The organism is Kutzneria sp. NPDC052558 (assembly GCF_044547355.1).
In the GTDB taxonomy this organism is placed as follows: domain Bacteria; phylum Actinomycetota; class Actinomycetes; order Mycobacteriales; family Pseudonocardiaceae; genus Kutzneria.
Window position 1 is genome coordinate 659170 of the sequence record NZ_JBIUAG010000002.1, and the last position, 19852, is coordinate 679021.

The window sequence follows — 19852 nt, forward strand, 5'->3', positions numbered from 1 at the left end:
ACGCTGGTCCCCCCACTGTGGCAGCGGCGACATATATTGGAAAAGGACGGGAACACTCTGAGACACATAAGGAGAACCAATGAGTCGGTTCTCGCTGCGGCAGCTGGAGTACTTCGTGGCCATCGCCGAGGCCGGCACCCTCAGCGAGGCCGCGGCCCGGCTGCGGGTGTCCCAGCCCGGCCTGTCCCAGTCGCTGACCGACCTGGAGCGGGCGCTGGGCGTGCAGCTGGCGGTGCGCCGCAAGGCCCACGGCATCACGCTCACCCCGTCCGGGTCCCAGGTGCTGCGGCACGCCCGCGACCTGCTGCGCCGGGCCGAGGACCTGGAGAGCGCCGCGTCCGGCGGCGACGCCCTGAGCGGCGTGCTGTCGCTGGGCTGCTACGTGACGCTCGCGCCGACCGTGTTTCCCCCGCTGCTCCAGGAGTTCTCGGCGCTGCACCCGGACCTGACCGTCGACTTCGTCGAGGACACCCAGGACGTGCTGCAACGACGGCTGCTGGGCGGCGAGCTGGACCTGGCCATCCTCTACGACATGCAGGTGCGGCCGGAGCTGACCCGCGCGGTGATCGGCTCGGCCCGGCCGCACATCCTGCTGCCGTCCGACCACCGCCTGGCCCGGGAACCCGCCGTGTCGCTGGTCGACCTGGCCGACGAGCCCATGGTGCTGCTGGACGCCCCGCCCAGCTCCCAGAACACCCTGGCCATCTTCGAACGCTTCGGCGTGAGCCCCGATGTCCGTTACCGGCCAACCACTTTCGAGCTCACCCGGGCCCTGGTCGGCCGGGGCATGGGCTACGCCCTGCTCGTGCAACGCCCCGCCAACGACCGCACGTACGAGGGAAACCCGGTGGTGGTCAAGGAGATCGCCGAGCCCATCGAGCCCTCGCACGTGCTGGTCGCCTGGCCCAAGGCCATGCGGCTGAACCGGAGGGCCGAGGCGTTCGTGCGGTTCTGCCTCGGCCGCTCCACTTAGGACTCCTGCGACCAGAAGCCGCAGTGGTGGTCCTGCCCCAGGTCGATCTGGGTGGCGCCGGCCGGCTGGAGCACCCGCGTCGTGTCGCCGTCGGCGAAGCGGGGCCACTGCGGCAGGCCGGGCCCGTTCGGGTTGCCGGTGCGGGCGAAGTTGGTCCAGTAGCCCACCATCTGCCGGGACAGCTCGCTCTGCTGCGGGTTCAGCGGCGCCCCGAAGTCGAACAGATAGCCCATCTCCGAGCCGTGGTACGCGCCGTGGTCGTAGCCGTCGGGCAGGCCGACGAAGTTGGGCACGGTGTGGTCGGCGAAGGAGTAGCTGTAGACCGGAACCTTCTGCGCCAGTAGGCGGTTCGAAGTCAGCGCCGGGCAGATCCAGCCCCGGTCGGAGGTCAGCACGTTCCACGCCCGCAGCGGCGAGTCGTAGGCCGACAACGGGTACTGCCGGGCCACCGCGTCGGCCCGGTCGCCGAAGGTCTTGGCCAGGTTGCGCTGGTAGGCGGCGGCGTCGAACTTGCCGTCCTCCTCGTACAGCCAGCCGAAGTAGCCCTGCTCCTCACGGTTGTTGCCCTGGAGCACCGGGACGTTCGTGAACTTGCCGGTCCGCAGCGCCACCCGCGGGTCCGTCGGCAGCAGCGGCGTGCCGTAGCCCACCTGCGAGAACTCCTTGCTGGCCTTGACCAACGTCAGCAGGTCGACCTTGCGCATGCAGTCCAGGTCGGCGCAGCCCAGCTTCACGGCCAGCGACCGGCCCTCGTCGGCGATCTCGTCCCGCGGCTCCCACCACTGGTTCGGCGCCGAGTCCGGGTAGTTCAGGTTGGCCGGGAAGTTGGTGTCGCAGGCGCCGCTCTCCACGACCGCCCGGCCGAACATGCCCTTGGCCGCCGGCGAGGCGAGCAGCGCGCACGTGGACAGCGCGCCCGCCGACTCGCCGAACACCGTGACATTGTGGGGATCGCCGCCGAAGGCCCGGATGTTGTCACGCACCCAGCGCAGCCCGGCCTGCTGGTCGGCCAGGCCGTAGGTGCCGGAGTCGGGCAGGCCGGGGTAGCCGAAGAACCCGATGGTGCCCAGCCGGTAGGCGACCGTGACGACGATGACGTCGCCTTCGACCGCGAGCCGGCTGCCGTCGTAGTCGGCAGCCGCGCCGGCGTAGAAACCACCGCCGTGCAGCCACACCATGACCGGCTTGGGCCGGGCGGCGGGCGTGCGCGGCGTGGTGACGTTCAGGTAGAGGCAGTCCTCCGACGAGCCCGGCATCAACTCGTCGCCGGTCGGCCCGATTTGAGGGCAGGCCGCCGGCCGCTCGGTCGCGTCCCGCACACCGGTCCAGGACTCCGCCGGCTGCGGCGGCTGCCAGCGCCGGTCGCCGGTCGGCGGGGCCGCGAACGGGATGCCGGTGAACGTTCTCGACTCGCTGCCGAGGGTCCCTCGCACAAATCCGTTGTCGGTGCGGACGACGTCCCCCGTGGACTCGGCGGTGGCGCTCGACAGTCCGACGAAGCCCAGGGTGGCGGCCAGCACGGCGGTCAGGGAGACAGCTGTACAGCGAATACCTTTTTTGGGCATGACACAACGTTACGACTGTCGGTCGGTCGCGCGAATCGCTCGATGGTGGCGACCTGCCGTGACCTTCGCGGACTACCATGCGACTAAAGTTCCATGACCTTCGCCGACCGACAGGTTTAACCACGCGGCGTTGACTCCACAGTGGTCAGCCGCGCACAGTCCTGAAGAATTCTCGGATTTCTGTGACCAGCTCGTCGGGCCGCTCCAGCGCGGCGAAGTGGCCGCCGCGGTCGAACTCCTTGAACCGCTGTAGGTTGTAGGCGCGGGCCACCCATTCACGCGGTGGGGTGAAGTTGTCCTTGGCGAACGACGCGAAGCCGGTGGGCACGTGCACGTAGCCCGGTGTGTTCCGGCCGAGCATGCCCTCGGTGCGCATGGTCTCGTAGTACAGCCGGGCCGAGGTGGCGGCCGTGCCGGTCAGCCAGTAGAGGGTGATGTCGGTGAGCAGCTCGTCCTTGCTGAACACCGATTCCACGTCGCCGCCGCAGTCGCTCCAGGCCCGGAACTTCTCCACGATCCACGCGGCCAGGCCGGCCGGCGAGTCGGTAAGGCCGGCGGCGAGCGTCGCCGGCTTGGTCCCCTGGAGCTGGGCGTACGCGCCCTCGGCGGTGAAGAAGTGCTCGGCCTGGGCCAGAAACGCCTGTTCGGCCGGGGTGAGCGGCGAGCCGTCCAGAGTCGGCGTCGCGCCCATCAGGTTCAGGTGGATGCCGGCCACGTGGTCGCCGTGATCGCGGCCGATGCGGCTGGTGATCTGCGCGCCGAAGTCACCGCCCTGGGCCCCATATCTTTGGTAGCCGAGTTCCCTGGTCATCAGGCCGTTGAACAGGGCGGCGATGGCCGTCGGGTTCAGGCCGGGCGTGCCGGGATGCGGGGAGAAGCCGAAGCCGGGCAGGCTGGGCGCGATCACGTCGAACGCGTCGGCCGGGTCGCCGCCGTGGGCCGCCGGGTCGGTCAGCGGGCCGATGATCTTGGTGACCTCGACGAAGGAGCCGGGCCAGCCGTGCGAGAACAGCAGCGGAAACGGCTTGGGGCCAACGCCTTTCGTGTGCACGAAGTGCAGGGTGTGGCCGTCGGCCTCGGCCAGGAACTGGGGCAGCTCGTTGAGCTTGCGCTCGGCCGCCCGCCAGTCGAACCCGGTGCGCCAGTACTCGACCAGCTCGGCCAGGTAGCCCGGCGGCGTGCCGTGGGTCCAGTCCGGTCCGGACAGTGCCGGCGCGAACCGGGTCCGGGCCAGCCGCTCGTTCAGGTCGGCGAGCTGGTCATCGCTGGTGTCACTGCGGAACGGGCGTGCCATGAGCTGTTTCCTTTGCCGTTGAATGCCTCCCTTCGAGCGTGCTGGATCCGCCGACCGTTGACTGGCAGAAAAACGACATCAGGTTTTTTCAGGTCAGATGCTGGGCGGCGTAGGCCCGCCACGGGCGCCAGGCCGCCGAATGCTCCGTGACGGCCGGAATCCCGAGCCGGCGGGCGGCCCGTCGGACGGCGGGATCGTTGGCGCTGAAGGCATCCGGGTCGCCGAGGGCGCGCATGGCGATCGCCTCCACGGTTCTGGTGTCGAGGCCCAGCGCCTTCAGCTGCGCCCGGGCCCGGTCCCAGTCGCTGCCGACGCCGAGATCCACTTCTCTCTCGGCCAAGGCGCGGATGAGGGGAATGTCCAGTGCCTCCAAGGTAGCCACCTCCGGGAACAGGTGCGTGAGCCCGTCTGACGCTGGTAGTTCGGTGCCGTACTCGACTGCCTTCGGCCCCAGCACCATGCGTACAACGAACTCCTCGGCGCTCACGGTTCGCGGCACCCGTCGGCCAGGGTTCTTGTCCACCAACGGCTTCAGCACCGGATCGGTCCGCAGCTGCTCGTCAACCGCGACCGGATCCGCGTCCAGATCGAGCAGCCGGCGGCACCGGGCGATGGCCGTGGCCAGATCCCGCAGGTCGACCAGGGTCAGCCGGCAGTCGATGTGCTCCGGCAGCGGCCGCAACGCCACGATGCCGTAGCCGTGGGGCAGACGCAGCGTCCGTCGATACGTCCCATCGCGCCACTCCTCCACTCCCGGCAGCGCCTCCGCCGCCAGCCGTCCGAACAGATGGTCCGCGTCCAGCGGCTGGCGGAAGGGCAGCCGCAGCGCCAACGTCCCCGGCGCGGCCGGTTGCTGCCGCTTCCTGGCCCGCTGCCTCAGCTCGCTCGGCGTAATTGCGAATACCTCGCGGACCGTGTCGTTAAACGTCCGCACGCTGGCGAACCCCGCCGCGAACGCCACATCACTGAGCGGCACCGGCGTCGTCTCCACCAACAGCCTGGCCATCTGCGCCCGTTGCGCCCGGGCGATGGCCAGCGGGCCCGCGCCCAACTCGGCCCGCACCTGCCGCTGCACCTGCCGCACGCTGTAGCCCAGCCTCGCCGCCAGGCCCGGCACGCCCTCCCGGTCCACCACGCCGTCGGCGATCAGCCGCATCGCCCTCGCCACCAGGTCGGCCCGCTCGTTCCACTCCGGCGAGCCCGGGCTCGCGTCCGGGCGGCACCGCCGGCAGGCCCGGAACCCCGCGCCCTGCGCCGCCGCCGCGGTCGGGAAGAAGCGCAGGTTCGCCGCTTTCGGCGGCGTGACCGGACAACTCGGCCGGCAGTAGATGCCCGTCGTCACGACCGCCGCGAAGAACCACCCGTCGAAGCGGGCGTCCTTGGCCCGCACCGCCCGGAGGCAGCGCTCCACGTCCTCGTGCACCGGTCCAGCATCGCACCTGCCCGATCGGGCCGGAGATGCCGCCCGATCGGTGACCCGGGTGAGCTTTGTTCGCGTTCGGCCGACCGAGACGATCAAGGCTGCTGACAGTGACACTGGGGAAAGCAGGCATCGGATGAGGTCGGCACGAGGATGGGCGGCGGTGTCGCTCGCGGCGGCGCTGCTGGTGGGCGGCGGCGCGCCGTTAGCGCACGCCGCCGGGGACGCGAAGCTGGTGGGGGCGGCGGTCTCCTTCCACACCAACGACGAGAACAAGGATTTCGACACCCACGTCACCGTGACGGTCCGGGACCGGAACAACGTGGTGGCGGCGGTCATCTCCGCCGACTTCGAACGCTTCGACACCAACACCGACTACGGGCCGTACCAGCTGGCGATCCAGAACCAGAGCAGCTGGCAGGACCTGCGCTCGGGCGTCACGACCATCGACATCGACCCCAACGGCAACGACACCTGGCGGTTCAACTTCACCGTCGACCTGACGTTCGCCGACGGCTCGCACCTGGGCAACCAGATCGGCGGGGTCGAGCTGACCCAGGACCGGACGTCCAACAGCTGGAACATCCTGCCGCCGCTGGACGACTACTACGCCCGGATGGACTTCAGCTGGATCCCGCAGGCGCGCACCGTCGCCGACTCGGTCCGGCTGGCCCAGGACCGGCGGATTCCGCCGCTGCTGTGGGAGGGGTGCCTGTCCGCCGACCAGAGCGGCAAGGGCGAGGGCTACCTGACGCACGTGCTGGCCGAGGTCGGGCTGCTCAAGGTCATCGAGGACCCCGACGGGCGCGCCGAGCTGACCAGGGCGTTCACCGGGACGCCGTCGCCGGTCGCCGACCCTCGGCACGTCTACCAGGACTGCCTCGACCAACTGGCCGCCAACTGGCGGGTCGGAACCGGTGTCCTCAGCACCACCCCGGGCTGGACCAAGGTCATCGCCGACGTCCGGCGCGTGCCGGCGCTGAGCGGCAAGCCCGGCACTGACAGCGTGCCCACCTGCCGCACCGGCGGCGGTGACCAGGACGAATGGGACTTCACCATGGCCCTGATGATCCGGGTCTGGGGCCTGCTCAAGCAGGAGTCGCCGGCCACCCTGTTCGGCGTCAACGATCCGGCCCGGTTCGACCAGCTGCGCCGCGACCTCGCCGACCGGGCCTGGTTGCAGGGCTCCGCGCAGGACGTGGACGCCACCGTGTGCAAGATCCTCGGGGTGTCGGTGCCGGAGACCGAGAACCACCAGTTCCTCATCCGCACCACCCGGCTGCTGCACAACGAGTCGCTGCCGATGGTGACGCCGCCGGCCGGCGCGTACGTCTCCGTGTACGACAAGGACACCAACACCGACAACAACGCCAACGGGGTCTCCGCCTACGTGCACGGAAAACTCGGCGGCGTGCTGAGCGGCGACTGGATCGAGTACAACGCCCGCGGCTACTCCCGGTACCAGATGATCGGGCTGCTCAACCTCTACGACTTCGCCGCCGACCCGAGCGTGCGCGCCGACGCCAAGAAGGTCCTGGACTTCCTGGCCCTCAAGCACGTGTCCGAGGCCGAGGACAGCAAGCGGATCGCCCCGTTCCGGCGCAAGGCCGAGAAGCAGTCCGACCTGCTGTTCGGCGTCGACCCCGTGGACCCCATGTTCGAGCAGCTGATCGGCGGGCTGCCCCAGCCGTCCACCCCGCCCGCCGGCGGCGGCAGCGTGTCGGAGGAGATGGCCCTGCCCTCCACCACCGGCTACCGGCCGCCGGCCTGGATGTACGACCTGGCCCTGAGCCGTCAGCACCGGGACTTCTACCAGCACTTCGACGGCCAGCACCAGGGCGAGATCTCCTACGGTGGCCCCGACTTCACCCTCAGCGGCGGCGGCGCGCCCACCCAGTGCCCCTACCCCGCCGGGGCGCTCGGCTGCGTCGGCTCCGGCAACGACCCCGGCACCGTCGAGCCCATTGTCCTGATGCCGCACCGCAATCGGACGGCTGGCGACAACCGTGACGACTATCCCAGCTACCACAACGAGATCTGGGTCGACCAGGGCTCCGTCACCGGCAAGCAGGAGTGCCTGTACCGCAACTTCGCCTGCGGCGCCGCGGTTCACGTGCCCGACAACATCGTGAACAACGTTCCCGGGTGTCGCGTCGCCTCCGGCTCGGACACCGCGCTTCGGTTCGACTCTTCTTGTTCTCCGTCGTATGCCGGCGACTGCTTCTTCGTCTACACCTCGTCGACCGGCGGGATCGCTTACCTGGTAACCCATTCCTGCGACCCCTCCGCCGGCGATCCGGCCATTGCCAACGCCTTCCAGGCCTTCATCGGCTACGAACGGACCACCGGCAAGGCGTCTGCCGGCAGTTCGGCCATCACGCTGTCCCTTCCGACCTCGGCTGTCGACCTCACCGGCGCCCCCGCCGGCGAGTCCGTCACCGGGCGTGTTTCCGGTGGATACCAGGTTGATGCCCCCGGTTCCGGGCAGACCGGCCAGGCCCTCAGCGGAGACCTCACCCTTTCAGGCGGGCGGTTCCCCGTTCCCTCGCAGACCCTGACCGCCAGCCTCTCCGGGCAGTCCGTGGGGTTGACCGCGGTCACCTCGGGCATCGGATCCGTCACCTTCCTCGACGGTTCGGCGGTGCTCGGCACCTCCACAGTGGACGGTTCCGGCGCCGCCCGGCTCACCGCCACCCTGGCCCCTGGCCAGCACCGGATCACCGCCGTCTACAACGGCAACGCGACTTACGTCGCCGCGATGGCCGATACGTCGGTGACCGTCGTGTAGGTGGTAAACAGCCCGGCGTGGTCGCATTCGGCCATGCCGGGCTTTTCTTTGTGCCAGGGTGGTGACTGTGAGGGGGAGAGGCGTTCGAGGGTTTAGGTTGGGGTTTTTGGGGAGGCGTGGGTTGGGTCGGATGTTGGCCCACCCGTTGCCGTTTGGGTGGTTGACGTTTGGCCCCCACCCGACCCCGCCCACAGACCTCATCCCTGGCCAGGTCCTTGCGGCATCCTTCGCTGCCGAATCGGTCGTTCTGTTCTCATGGGATTTAGCGCTTCTTGTTGCCGCCAAGCGCCTCTCGCGCTGATCGGCTGCGCCCGGCACTTTCATGTGGTCCGGGCCGCCAGGGTTACCTGAGGTTCACCGCTAGGACCATGGCCCGCTGGGTCCGATGCTTTAGCCCTTGCTGTGTCTGGCTGGGGTGCCGCGAGTCAGGTGGGGGGTGGGGTCTGTAGCGCGGTGGCAGGAGGGTGGGGGGTGCGGTTTACAGAGGGCTTGGGACGTGGGAGGGGTGTGGCTTTGGTTGTTTGCTTGCCGTTTGGGGGGTGGGCGCTTTACTAGCTTGGAAAGCGCTTTCCTGAAGGAATCTTCAGGGTGGACACGATCGGGTAATCATTGCCGGGTAAGGGGATTTGTCTCTGGTGAGTGGTAAGATGGGGGCATGTCAGCGAACCCGGAAATGTCGGTCGGCACCGAGAGGTGGCGGCTGAGTGACGGGGAGCTGCGGGAACGTGGGAAGTGGCTGGAGAAGCGGCGTAAGGCCGACTACCTGGAGCAGATCGAGGTTGTGCGGGAATGGTGGAATCGCACCAGCCGCACCAAGGATGATCGGGCGGCGATCGTGGCCGACCTGAGCGTCGGCTGGAACATCACCCGGGCAGAGGCCCGGGAACTGGTCCGGTACGCGGAGCTGTTCCAACGGGATGCCGTTCGCGACGTGGCCCAGGACGAGCAACTCAGCAGGCAGCATCTGGTCGTCATGGACAAGACGCTCGCCGAGGCGCCGGAGCCGGACCGGGAGAAGGTCGAGGCGGCGTTGGTGCGGTACGCGGCGACGCTCGACCTCGGCCAGTTCAAGGATGTCGCCCAGCGGATCCTGGTGTTGCTGGACCAGGACGGGAAAGCGCCTGATGACCGGGAGTCGGCCCAGCCCAAGCGGACGTTGACCATCCGCAAGCGCCGCAACGGCGGGGACATCGACGGGTTCCTCGACCTGGAGAGCCTGGCGTTGTTGGAGGCGTTGATCAGTCCGTTGGCCAAGCCGACATCGGCTGAGGACCCGCGCACGACCGCGGAGCGGCAGGGTGACGCGCTGGTGGAGATCCTCGAGCTGGCGGCGGGGTGCAAGGACCTGCCCGAGGAGGGTGGGGAGAAGCCGCACATCGCCCTCACCATGTCGTGGAAGGACTTTCAGGAGCAGAGGGGCACCGCCGACCTGGCGGGTATGGGGCCGCTCAACGCCGCCTCGGTGCGCAGGATCGCCTGTGACAGCACGATCCTGCGGGTGGTGCTGGGGGCCAGGTCCGAGGTGCTCGACATCGGACGGGCCAGTCGGACGATCCCCAACGCGATACGCAGAGCGTTGATCATCCGGGATAAGGGGTGCGCGTTTCCGGGATGTGGAAGGAAACCTCGGCAATGTCACGCGCACCATGTGGTGGAATGGGCTGACGGGGGGCCGACCAGTCTGGACAATCTGGTGTTGCTGTGCAGCGCCTGTCATCGGCTGATTCATCACAGCGACTGGACAGTGGAGATCAACGACGGGCTGCCGGAATTCCGCGACGGCCGCGATCGGGAACTGCGGGCAGGCTAAGGCATGTCCCTCGCGCGGTTGCCGAGGCCGGCCGCCGCACGAGACGACGGCCGGCTCCGCCGGCGGTGAAAGGCTAGGAGCGGAAGGGGCCTTCTATCTCCTGGCCGGTGTCCAAAGTGGCCTTGATGCGGTTGCTGGTGTAGTTGCCGCTGTCCTCGGCGAACTTGGTGCGGGCGATGAAGGTGCCGTCCTTGAGCACGGTGGGGGTCTGGGAGCCGTCCGGGCCGATCAGCACGACCTTGGCGACGTTGGGGGCAGCGATGCCGAAGTGGACGGACTCGGTGGAGCGATTGTCGGAGCTGAGGTAGTCCCACGGGCGGGAGGCGGTGAGGTTGGCGTAGGTGTGGTGGGTGCCGATGACGCTGCCGAGGCTGCGGGTGGGAATGCCGTTGGTGAGATCGCAGATGGCGGCGTACTCGTCGTCGCGAATGACCAGGTAGCCGGTGGTGGCATCGAGATCGAGACGGGCGGCGGCGCGGTAGGCGCCGGGAGGGAGCTTGGTGTAGGGGGTGTGGATGCACGCGTTGACGAGCGCCATGTCGGGCCCGGAAGCGGCGGTGGCGCCGGAATCGCGGAACAAGGGCACGGCGAAGACAACGCCGGCGGCCAGGGCGACAACGGCGGCGGCAGCGGTCAGGGGCACGCGCCACGGATGGGAACGCGAAGGCTGGGAGCCCAGGTGGGGCTCGATGTCCTCGGCCCACAAGCGATCCCGCAAGCCCTCGGGCATGGGGCGCTGCTCGGGCAGGTCGGCGGTCTCGTTCACGGCCCCTCCTCAAGGGCGCTCAGGTGGATGCCCGGACCGGTGTCCCGCAGCAGACCACGAAGCTTGCTGCGGGCCCGGGAAATCCGGGCCCGAACGCTCACCTCGGCGATGCCCAGCACCTCGGCGGCGTCGGCGATGGAAACCTCGCCGAGCAGGCACAACTCCACAGCCCGGCGTTCGCCCTTGGGCAGGCGTTCGACGGCGTCGAGAACCTCCCGCAGGCGGTGGTCGGCGTCGATCTGGTCGACGACCTCCTCGGCGTGGTCCCGGGTGGTGTCGTTGAGCGGAATCCGCGTCAACAGCCGGGAGAACCGGCCGGCCCGCCGGTACTCGTGCCGGGCCAGATTGCTGGCCACGGTGAACAGCCACGGCCGGGCGCTGGCGTTGACGAGGGTCATGTCGCCCAGCTTCCGCCACGCGGCCAGGAAGGTCGAGGACGTCAGGTCCTCGGCCACCGACCACGAGCCGGTCAGCCGGTAGGCGTAGTTCCACACCGCCTCGGCATGCCGCCGGTAAAACTCGCCGAACGCGGCCCGGTCACCCCGGGCGGCCTGCTCCCACAGTGCCTGATCACCGGGCCCCTGGTCCTCGCCCGGTGGATCCGCGTCACCGTCCGCATCGGGTCGCCCCACCCATTCTCCAGCCGTCGTCACACCCAGGCAGTTCCCACTCGCCCGGCCAACGTTGCGTCTGGTGTGGGACGAGATCCGGCCGCGCCCGCGAAGGCACGGCCGGACCGGATGCTAACGCCGGAACGGACCGGTCACCACCTGGCCGTTGTCGAGCGTCGCTCGCACGGAGTTGGTGGTGGACTGGTTGCTGTCCTCGCCCCACGGGGTCCTGGCGACGAACGTGCCGTCCTTGACCGAGGCCGGCGCCTGCGTGCCGTCCGGGCCCACCAACGACACCTTGGCCACGTTGTCGGACGCGATGCCGAACAGGACGGACACCTTCTCCTCGTTCCACGCGCTGAGGTAGTCGAACGGTCGGCCCGAGGTGAGGTTGGCGTAGGTGTGCGTGGTGCTCACGTCCCCGCCCATCACGCCGCCGGCCCTGCCGTTCTCGATCACGCAGACGGCGGCGTTCTTGTTGTTGCGGATCACCAGGAAGCCGAGCTGAGCGCTCAGGTCGTACCGGGCGCCGGCGCGCCAGCTGGCCGGGTCGGGCAGGCCCGGGGTGTTCTTCACGCACTCCTTGGCGATCAGCGCGTCGCCGGAGGCATGGGTGTCCTCCGCGCCGGCCACGTTCACGGTCGTGCTGTTGGGAATGGCGGCGAAGGCCACGGCGCTGCCAGCGACGATCGCAACGGCCGCGGCGGCCACGGACAGGGTCACGGTGAGCTTCTTTGTCGTCATGCCCGGTGTGTTCCCGGCCGCCCCGACCGTGTTGCGTCCCGGTGCTCACCAGGTCACGGGCAGCTCGTGCACGCCGTAGATGCTCATGTCGGTCCGCAGTTTCACGTCGGCGGCGGGGATGGCCAAGGCGAGCCCCGGGAACCGCCGCAGCAGGCCGTCGAAGCCGGCGCGCATCTCGATGCGGGCCAACTGCTGCCCGAGGCACTGGTGGGGCCCGTGCCCGAAGGACAAGTGGCCGCGGGCCTTGCGGCGCACGTCGAGCGAGTCGGCCTCATCGAAACGCTGGGGGTCGTGCCCGGCGGCCAGCAGGGAGACGACGACGGTGGAGCCCTCGGGGATGGTCTCGCCGCCGACCTCCAGGTCCTCGGTGGCGTAGCGCAGGAACAGGTCGCCGACGGCGAGATAGCGCAGCAGCTCCTCGACGGCGTCGGGCATCAGGCCGGGGTCGGCCCGCAGCTCGGCCAGCTGGTCGGGGTGCTCCAGCAGGGCGAACGTGCCCAGGGCGAGCATGTTGGCGGTGGTCTCGTGTCCGGCCAGCAGCAGCAGGAACGCGATGCCGATCAGCTCCTCGACGCTGAGATCGGGATCGCCGGCCAGGTCGGACAGCAGGTCCTCGCCGGGCTCGGCCCGCTTGCCGGTGATCAGCTGGGCCAGGTAGGAGGTCAAGGCGTTCCAGGCGGCCATCTTCTCCTCCAGCGTCTGGTCCTTGACCAGGAACTGGGCCGAGTTGACCTGGAAGGTCTCCCGATCCTCGTAGGGCACGCCGAGCATCTCGCAGATCACCAGCGAGGGCACCGGCAGCGCGAACGCCTTGACCAGGTCCACCGGCGCGGCCATGGCGGCCAGCCGGTCCAACTGGGCCTCGACGATCTCGACGATGTGCTCCTCCAGCGACCGCATACGCTTGACGGTGAACGCGCCGATGAGCTTGCGCCGCAGCCGGGAGTGATCCGCCCCGTCCATGGCGATGAACAGCCCCGGCACCTGCGGGGACGGCTCGGTCGGGGCGGGCATGCCCGGGGCCTCCCACGGCACGTGCAGGACGCCGAGGTCCTGCCGCGAGCTGAACCGGGTGTCGGCCAGCACCTGGCGGACGGCCTCGTGGCCGGTGACCAGCCAGCCCTCGTGGCCGTCGGGGAAGACCAGCGGGCTGACGGGCCGGGCCGAGCGCAGCCGGGTGATCGCCCGGGGTGGGTCGAACGGGCCGGCGTCGCGGTCCGTGGGCAGGCCCTGCGGGACGGGAACCGCTTGAGTCATCGGACGTTCCTTCCGTGGTGGGCGTCGACGGCAACACTGGCCGCCGGCGCTGACACCGAACCGCCATGGCCCTGACACCGCCCGTGGCAAAATCGGGCAGGTGCAGATCGGGATGCTCGGACCGTTCGAGGTCCGCACGGACGACGGCGTGCTCGCCGACGTTCCGGGCGCCCGACTGCGGGGACTGCTGGCGGCGTTGGCGCTGGAACCGGGGCACGTGGTACCCAAGGCGAGGCTGGTCGACTGGATCTGGGGCGAGAGCCCGCCCGCGGATGCGGCGAATGCCTTGCAGCGCCTGGTTTCCCGGCTGCGCAAGGTGCTGCCGGACGGTCTGGTCGACGGGCAGCCGAACGGCTACCGACTGGTCGTCGATCCGGATGCCGTGGACGCCGTGCGGTTCGAACGCCTCATCGGCCAGGATCCGCGCGAGGCCCTCACGCTGTGGCGCGGCGCGGCCATGCAGGACGTTGGCCTCCAGGAGAGCGCGGCGTTCGACGCGGCGGTCACCCGGCTGGAGAGCCTGCGTCTGACGGCCCTGGAGGACCACTTCGACGCGGAGCCCGGCCACGGCGCGGAGCTGATCACGGAGCTGACCGACCTGGTGGCCGCGAATCCGGTGCGGGAACGGCTGGTCGCCGCGCTGATGCGGGCCCTGGCCGCGAGCGGCCGTGAGACCGAGGCGCTCCAGCTCTACCAGCGCACGCGGGAAACCCTGGCCGACATGCTGGGCGTCGACCCCTCGCCGGAGCTGTCCGCACTGCACGTCGCGCTGCTACGAGGTGAGCTGGGCCGCCGGGCCGACAGCCGCACGACCAACCTCCGGGCCGAGCTGACCAGCTACGTCGGCAAGGAGGCCGATGTCGCCGCGGTCCGCGAGCTGGTGGCCGAGCACCGGCTGACCACGCTGATCGGCCCGGGTGGCTCGGGCAAGACCCGGCTGGCCACCGAGACCGTGCGCACGATGCTCGGGGAGCTGCCGGACGGGGCCTGGCTGGTGGAGCTCGCGCCCATCGGCGCCGACGGTGACGTGGCGCAGGCGACGCTCGCGGCCCTGGGCCGGCGCGACGCCCTGCTCGACGACGCCCCCGACCTGGAGCCGACCGACCGGGTCGTCGCCGCGATCCGGGAGCGGGAAACGCTGCTGATCCTGGACAACTGCGAGCACGTGATCGAGTCGGCGGCGAAGTTCGCGCACCGGGTACTCGGCGAGTGCCGGCGGCTGCGGATCCTCGCGACCAGCCGGGAGCCGCTCGGCATCACCGGCGAGGCGCTGTGGGCGGTCGCGCCGCTGGTGCTGCCCGCGGACGACGCCGGGCCGGCGGAGATCGAGGCGGCCCCAGCCGTCCGGCTGCTGCGGGACCGGGCCGCCGCTGTGCGGCCGGATCTCGTCACCGATGCCGCCACGCTGGCCCGGGTCTGCCGGGCGCTGGACGGCATGCCGCTGGCGATCGAGCTGGCGGCGGCCCGGCTGCGCACCATGTCCCTGGCCCAGCTGGCCACCCGGCTCGACGACCGGTTCCGTCTGCTCACCGGCGGCAGCCGAACGGCGCTGCCTCGGCACCGGACGCTGCGAGCGATGATCGACTGGAGCTGGGACCTGCTGTCGGACAACGAAAGGATCGTGCTGCGGCGGCTGTCGGTGTTCGCCGGCGGCGCGAGTCTCGAAGCGGCGGAACGGGTCTGCTCGCCCGACGCGCTGGAGTTGCTGTCGGCGTTGACCGAGAAGTCGCTGGTGGTGGCGGACGGCGAGCGCTACCGCATGCTCGGCACGATCCGGGAGTACGCCGAGCAGCGCCTCGCCGAGGCCGGGGAGACGGATCTGGCCCGGCAGGCTCATCTCGCGTACTTCACCGAGCTCGCCGAGACCGCCGACCCGCACCTGCGCCGGGCCGAGCAGCTGACCTGGCTGGCGACGGTCAAGGCCGACCACGACAACATCACCGCCGCGATGCGCGGTGCGCTCGCGGCCGGCGAGGCCGAGGCGGCGATGCGGCTCTCGGTCGGCGCCGGCTGGTACTGGTGGCTGGCCGGGCGCAAGACCGAGGGCGCCGAGCTGACCCTGGCCGCCGTCGCCCTGCCCGGCCCGGTCTCCGATGAGGTCCGGGCCACCGTCTACGCGTTCGTGGTGGCGTTCCTGGCTTCGGGGCGCGGCGATCAGTACCAGTCGCCGGAGTGGATCCACGAGGCGTACGCCAGGGGCCGGGGTGTGCGCGACCCGCACCCGGCGCTGAAGTTCGTGGCGGTGTGGGAACGCCTGTTCCAGGCACCGGGTGAGTTCGTGCCCGCGTTCGAACCGCTGTTCCAGGACGACGATCCGTGGGTGCGCGCCCTGGCGTGGCTGCAACTCGCCAAGACGTGGATGACCGCGGGCGACGACGGCGGCGAGGCCGACGCCTGCCTCGCCGAGGCGCTGGTTGGGTTTCGGGCGGTCGGCGAACGCTGGGGCATCTCGTTCGCCCTGATGGAGACGGCCAATCGGATGGCCGCGCGCGGCGAGTTCGCCGAGGCCTGCCGGCACTACGAGCAGGCGATCGCGATCGTCACCGAGGTCGGCGCGATCGAGGACGTCGTGCAGATGCGGTCCCGCCAGGCCCAGTTGCACTGGCTGTCGGGCGACCGGAAGTCCAGCGCCACCGCCTTGGCCGAGGCCGAGCGGCTCGCGGAACGGGTGGCCTGGCCGAACGCGCTGTCCGAGCTGGCCCTGGCCAAGGCCGAGCTCGCGCGCTGGGACGGCGACGCCGAGCAGGCCCGCCGGCAACTCGACGTCGCGATGGCCATGGTGGCCAACGAGGCCGAACGGGAGAACCTCCGCCCGGTGATCCAGAACCTGCTCGGCTACCTGGCCGAGGATCTCGATCAGGCCCGTGACTACCGCGCCGAGGCGCTGCGCGCGGTGTCCGCGATCGACGTCGGGCACGCGCCCGCGGTCGCCCAGGTGCTCGTCGGCATCGCGGATCTGGCTCTGCGTCAGGGAAGTCTCGCGCAGGCCGCGCGGCTGCTCGCCGCCAGCACCGCCGTGCGCGGCCATCCCGACCGGTCCTACCCGGACGTCGCCCGGATCGAACAGGCCGCGCGCAGCGGCCTCGGCGACGCCCGGTTCGCCGCGGCGACCGAGGAAGGGGCCGGGGCGGACTGGCGGGAGCTGACCGCCGTCACGCTGGGCTGAGGACCGCCCACTGGTTTGGCGGTCGGCGATAATGGGGACAAAAGGTGCGAACAGCATCGAGAGGAGCGGCACGATGGCGTCCATCTGGCAGCGGATCACCGCCTTCCTGCGCAGTCCCCAGGGCCGCAAGCTGACCGAACAGGTCAAGCAGGCGGCCAAGGATCCTCGCAACCAGCAGCGTGCGCGGGACGCGCTTCGCCGGCTGCGCAAACGCTGACCGAATCGAGGACCGTATCTGTCCTCGATCACTCATAGGGTGGTGGCCATGGACATCAGGATCGAGCTCGTCATCCTGCCCGTGACCGACGTGGACCGGGCCCGGGACTTCTACGTCAACCAGCTCGGCTTCCACCTCGACCACGACCACACGGTCAGCGACGAGGTGCGGTTCGTGCAGCTCACCCCGCCCGGCTCGGCCTGCTCCATCGCCTTCGGCAAGGGCCTGACCGACGCCGCCCCCGGCTCGGTCAAGGGCCTGCAGGCCGTGATCGAGGACGCCGACAAGGTGCGGGCCGAGCTGGTCGAGCGGGGCGCGCCGGTCAGCGAGGTGCAGGAGCTGGCCTGGGGTCGCTTCGTCTTCCTCGACGACCCCGACGGCAACCACTGGGCCTTCCAGCAGATCGTCCGCCCGGCCTGACGCGAAGGTGTCACAACCCGGCGGGCTGTCCGGTCCCTAGTGCGTACCGGAAATTCCACTGGGGAGGACACCCATGAACGCGCGCCTGGACATCTACCGCAACCCCGTGTCGGCCAAGGTGCTGCGGCACCTGTTCTCGGCCAGCAAGGTGCTGGCCGACTCGCCGCTGCCGCACACCGTGCAGCGCCTGGTGGAGATCCGCGCCAGCCAGATCAACGGCTGCGGCTTCTGCCTCGACATGCACACCAAGGACGCCACCCACGCCGGCGAGGACTCGGTTCGCCTGCACCTGGTCGCCGGCTGGCGCGAGGCCACCGTCTTCACCGAGGCCGAGCGGGCCGCCCTCGAGCTGGCCGAGCAGGGCACCCGCACCGCCGACGCCGCCGGCGGCGTCACCGACGACGCCTGGTCCGCCGCCGCCAAGCACTACGACGACGACCAGCTCGCCGCCCTCGTCGCGCTGATCGCCGTGATCAACACCTACAACCGCATCAACATCATCAACCAGCAGCCAGCCGGCGCCTACGAGGTCGGCCAGTTCGGCTGAGTTCGGCCATAGCGGGGACGGAAGCCCGTCCCCGCTGCCGACTCAAGGATGAACATAATTGCCGAACGGGGATCTCACCTGGCACTGAGCCGATCGAGACGCTTCACATCATCGCTGCCCTCAAACCCCTTCGCCGCACATGCGTCCACCAACTCGCGCCCCAGCTCACCCAATCGACGTACGAGACCTTCGACCTCGACCTTCCCGCATGACGCAACCAGGCCCGTGTTCGTCGAGATCTTCACCCCACCCTGCCCGAGCGATTCGAACTCCACCCAGTACGGGCCGTCGAAGAACCTCACCCGCCTGACGGAATCGCCGCCGTCGACGACCCCCAGAGCGGCCTGAAACTCCACCAACAGCGCTATGACCAAGTCGTTCCAGCCCCGCTCCGGAAACGGGTCGCCATTCATGGTGAACCACACGTCACCCCAAATAGCACCAGACCTCGAAGCACTCAACGATTCGACGTCAACATCAATTTCAACCATGCCACTCAGCTACTTCCATACCGGATATGCTGTTTCTATGGTACGCATCGCCTTGTTGACCCACATTTCCAGATCCAAACCATTTGCCGATCCTCAGCAGGTGATGGTGCCGCGGCGCAGGGCGTGGCCGCTGTCGTTGGTGTCGTCGGACCAGTAGACGGGCTTGGAGCCGCTGACGCATTCGTCGGCGCCGGAGAGGGAAAAGCCCTCGTTGTTGTAGTTGGGCATGCCGCTGGGGCGGTTGTAGACGGCGGTGACGGCGAAGGAGCCGGCGGCGGTGAGCTTCATGGTGCGGTGCTGGCCGGAGCAGGTGTCGTCGCAGACGACCCAGAGGCGGGAGGCCTGGGGCTCCCACTGGAGTTCCATGACGGCGGGCATACCGCTGCTGACCGAGGTGACACGGGTGAAGGCGCCGGAGTCCTGGAGCACGTAGCCGTAGATCATGCCGGTGCCCTCGACGCCGACGAAGAACACGCCGCCGGTGTGGGAGCCGTAGCGGCTGGGGTCGTAGGTGGCGCCGGTGGAGGAGTCGACGAGGCCGGCGAGGGCGGAGTCGGGGATCCAGGTGATGCCCTCGAAGCCGAGGTTGGCGCCGACGGGCGGCAGGTCGGCGGTGAGGTTCCACTCCCGGGTGGCGGTGAGGGTGGTGCCGGTGCCGCTGACGTCGTAGCGCAGCACGGAGGTGCGGCTGGTGCCGGAGGCGTCGGTGTTGCGTTCGGTGGAGACGTAGACGCCGCCGGCGGAGCCGGCGCCAGTGAGGGTGACGCCCTCGTCGTCGGGAGTGCCGGAACCGTTGGGGTAGCGCAGGGTCTTGCCGGACGTCCACCCCGAGGTGGTGTCGGGCTTCCAGCCGGCGCCGTTGCGGACGAGCCGCCACAGCTTGCCGGAGTTCTGGGCGGCCCACAGCACGCCGCCCTCCTGGTACAGGCCACTGAGGTCCTCGCCGAAGACGTTGGAGCCGTCGGCGGTGGTCACGGTGCCGCTGCCCGGCCAAGCCACCGGCGTCGCGCAACTGTTGGGCGCGCCCAGGCTCAAGGGGGCCTGGATGAAAGCACCGGTGCCGTCGGGGCAGCGGGACCACGACGGGTTGGAGTGCTGGGTCCAGCTGACGCTGTCGACCAGGGTGCTGCCGTGGTAGAGCCGGGCCGAGTCGGAAGAGCCCAGCCCGAACGAGCTGTGCACGTCGAACGCCTTGAACCCGCCGGCGGCCAGGGTGGTCCCGCCGGGGATGGTGTACTGGGAGCTGTCCTGGTTGTCCTTGAGGACCCAGCCCGAGACGTCCACGGCGGCGGAGCCGGTGTTGTAGAGCTCGATCGAGTCGTTGACGTCGCCGGTGGTCACGACCTCGTTGACACGCACGGTGTCCCCGGCCGCGGCATGGGCCGGGCCGCCGGTCAGCAAGGCGGCTAACGCTGACACTGCGACCAGACCCACGGCACTGCGGCGTGCGCGCGATTCGCTCACGAAACCCTCCCAGGATGAGGCAAACGGCCTACGACACTGGCCGACCGATCATCCCGGCGGGTGGGTTTCCGTTGAACAGTCGCAGAATTACTGGCACTGGGCCGTTCGGCTGAAGGTCACGTAGGTCCGGGCGACAGCCCGGGTGAATCCGACAAGTGCTCGGCGCTGCGGCTCGATCGCTGAGCCGTCCCCCGCCCGGGGGGGGCCCCCCCCCCCGGCCCCCCCCCCCCCGGGGGCCCCCCCGCCCGGGGGGCGGGGGGGGGGGGGGCCGCGGGCCGGGGGGCCACGGGGACCGGGGGAGGCCGGGGCGCCCCGCAAG

16 protein-coding genes are annotated in these 19852 nt (G+C 70.0%); 7 read left to right on the plus strand and 9 right to left on the minus strand.

Translation table 11 applies throughout. From position 1 onward, the window contains the following. Positions 1–79: 79 nt before the first annotated feature. A complete protein-coding gene (locus ACIG5F_RS06195) occupies positions 80–973 on the plus strand; it encodes a LysR substrate-binding domain-containing protein (RefSeq protein ID WP_396516316.1) in 894 nt (297 codons plus the stop codon). On the opposite strand, the gene ACIG5F_RS06200 is transcribed toward ACIG5F_RS06195, so the two are convergent. The 3 genes from ACIG5F_RS06200 to ACIG5F_RS06210 all read right to left on the minus strand — a co-directional run bounded on the left by ACIG5F_RS06200 (position 970) and on the right by ACIG5F_RS06210 (position 5255). Then, positions 970–2538: a carboxylesterase/lipase family protein gene (locus ACIG5F_RS06200; protein WP_396516317.1), complete on the minus strand. Its 1569-nt coding sequence runs from the start codon at positions 2536–2538 to the stop codon at positions 970–972. The two genes, ACIG5F_RS06195 and ACIG5F_RS06200, sit on opposite strands and share 4 nt — an antisense overlap. 145 nt (positions 2539–2683) lie before the next feature. After that, the gene (locus tag ACIG5F_RS06205) at positions 2684–3832 is read right to left on the minus strand and encodes an epoxide hydrolase family protein (protein ID WP_396516318.1); all 1149 of its coding nucleotides are present in this window, start codon (positions 3830–3832) and stop codon (positions 2684–2686) included. An 88-nt stretch (positions 3833–3920) separates the two neighbouring features. Then, positions 3921–5255, minus strand: a complete 1335-nt coding sequence (locus ACIG5F_RS06210) for a DNA-3-methyladenine glycosylase 2 family protein (RefSeq protein ID WP_396516319.1) — start codon at positions 5253–5255, stop codon at positions 3921–3923. Between the two features lie 133 nt (positions 5256–5388). On the opposite strand from ACIG5F_RS06210, the gene ACIG5F_RS06215 reads away from it, so the two are divergent. Next, complete coding sequence (locus ACIG5F_RS06215) at positions 5389–8040, plus strand: Ig-like domain repeat protein (protein ID WP_396516320.1); 2652 nt, start codon at positions 5389–5391, stop codon at positions 8038–8040. Positions 8041–8695: 655 nt separating this feature from the next. Continuing rightward, positions 8696–9850 (plus strand): DUF222 domain-containing protein, encoded by a 1155-nt coding sequence (locus ACIG5F_RS06220; RefSeq protein WP_396516321.1) that lies wholly within the window; start codon positions 8696–8698, stop codon positions 9848–9850. A gap of 73 nt (positions 9851–9923) precedes the next feature. On the opposite strand, the gene ACIG5F_RS06225 is transcribed toward ACIG5F_RS06220, so the two are convergent. The 4 genes from ACIG5F_RS06225 to ACIG5F_RS06240 form a co-directional block, all read right to left on the minus strand. Continuing rightward, on the minus strand, positions 9924–10616 hold the full coding sequence (locus tag ACIG5F_RS06225) for a hypothetical protein (RefSeq protein ID WP_396516322.1): 693 nt from the start codon (positions 10614–10616) through the stop codon (positions 9924–9926). Next, positions 10613–11248, minus strand: coding sequence for an RNA polymerase sigma factor (locus ACIG5F_RS06230; RefSeq protein WP_396516323.1), 636 nt, complete (start codon positions 11246–11248; stop codon positions 10613–10615). Before ACIG5F_RS06230 ends, ACIG5F_RS06225 begins: the two co-directional genes overlap by 4 nt. A 111-nt stretch (positions 11249–11359) precedes the next feature. After that, positions 11360–11971 carry a hypothetical protein gene (locus ACIG5F_RS06235; protein WP_396516324.1) on the minus strand — a complete coding sequence of 204 codons (612 nt, stop codon included), beginning with the start codon at positions 11969–11971 and terminating at the stop codon, positions 11360–11362. 45 nt (positions 11972–12016) lie between these two features. Continuing rightward, a complete protein-coding gene (locus ACIG5F_RS06240; RefSeq protein WP_396516325.1) occupies positions 12017–13228 on the minus strand; it encodes a cytochrome P450 in 1212 nt (403 codons plus the stop codon). Positions 13229–13328: 100 nt separating this feature from the next. Between ACIG5F_RS06240 and ACIG5F_RS06245 the strand changes: the two genes are divergently transcribed. The 4 genes from ACIG5F_RS06245 (at position 13329) to ACIG5F_RS06260 (ending at position 17578) form a co-directional block, all read left to right on the plus strand. Next, entirely contained in the window at positions 13329–16394 is a 3066-nt protein-coding gene (locus ACIG5F_RS06245) for a BTAD domain-containing putative transcriptional regulator (RefSeq protein ID WP_396516326.1), read from the plus strand. 73 nt (positions 16395–16467) lie between these two features. Continuing rightward, entirely contained in the window at positions 16468–16611 is a 144-nt protein-coding gene (locus tag ACIG5F_RS06250; protein WP_396516327.1) for a hypothetical protein, read from the plus strand. Positions 16612–16659: 48 nt separating this feature from the next. Next, complete coding sequence (locus tag ACIG5F_RS06255) at positions 16660–17031, plus strand: glyoxalase superfamily protein (protein WP_396516328.1); 372 nt, start codon at positions 16660–16662, stop codon at positions 17029–17031. Between the two features lie 73 nt (positions 17032–17104). Then, positions 17105–17578, plus strand: a complete 474-nt coding sequence (locus ACIG5F_RS06260; RefSeq protein ID WP_396516329.1) for a carboxymuconolactone decarboxylase family protein — start codon at positions 17105–17107, stop codon at positions 17576–17578. A 74-nt stretch (positions 17579–17652) separates the two neighbouring features. On the opposite strand, the gene ACIG5F_RS06265 is transcribed toward ACIG5F_RS06260, so the two are convergent. Both ACIG5F_RS06265 and ACIG5F_RS06270 read right to left on the minus strand, forming a co-directional pair. Next, positions 17653–18069, minus strand: a complete 417-nt coding sequence (locus ACIG5F_RS06265; protein ID WP_396516330.1) for a hypothetical protein — start codon at positions 18067–18069, stop codon at positions 17653–17655. Between the two features lie 93 nt (positions 18070–18162). Beyond that, positions 18163–19533 carry a lamin tail domain-containing protein gene (locus ACIG5F_RS06270; protein WP_396516331.1) on the minus strand — a complete coding sequence of 457 codons (1371 nt, stop codon included), beginning with the start codon at positions 19531–19533 and terminating at the stop codon, positions 18163–18165. Between the last annotated feature and the right edge of the window lie 319 nt (positions 19534–19852).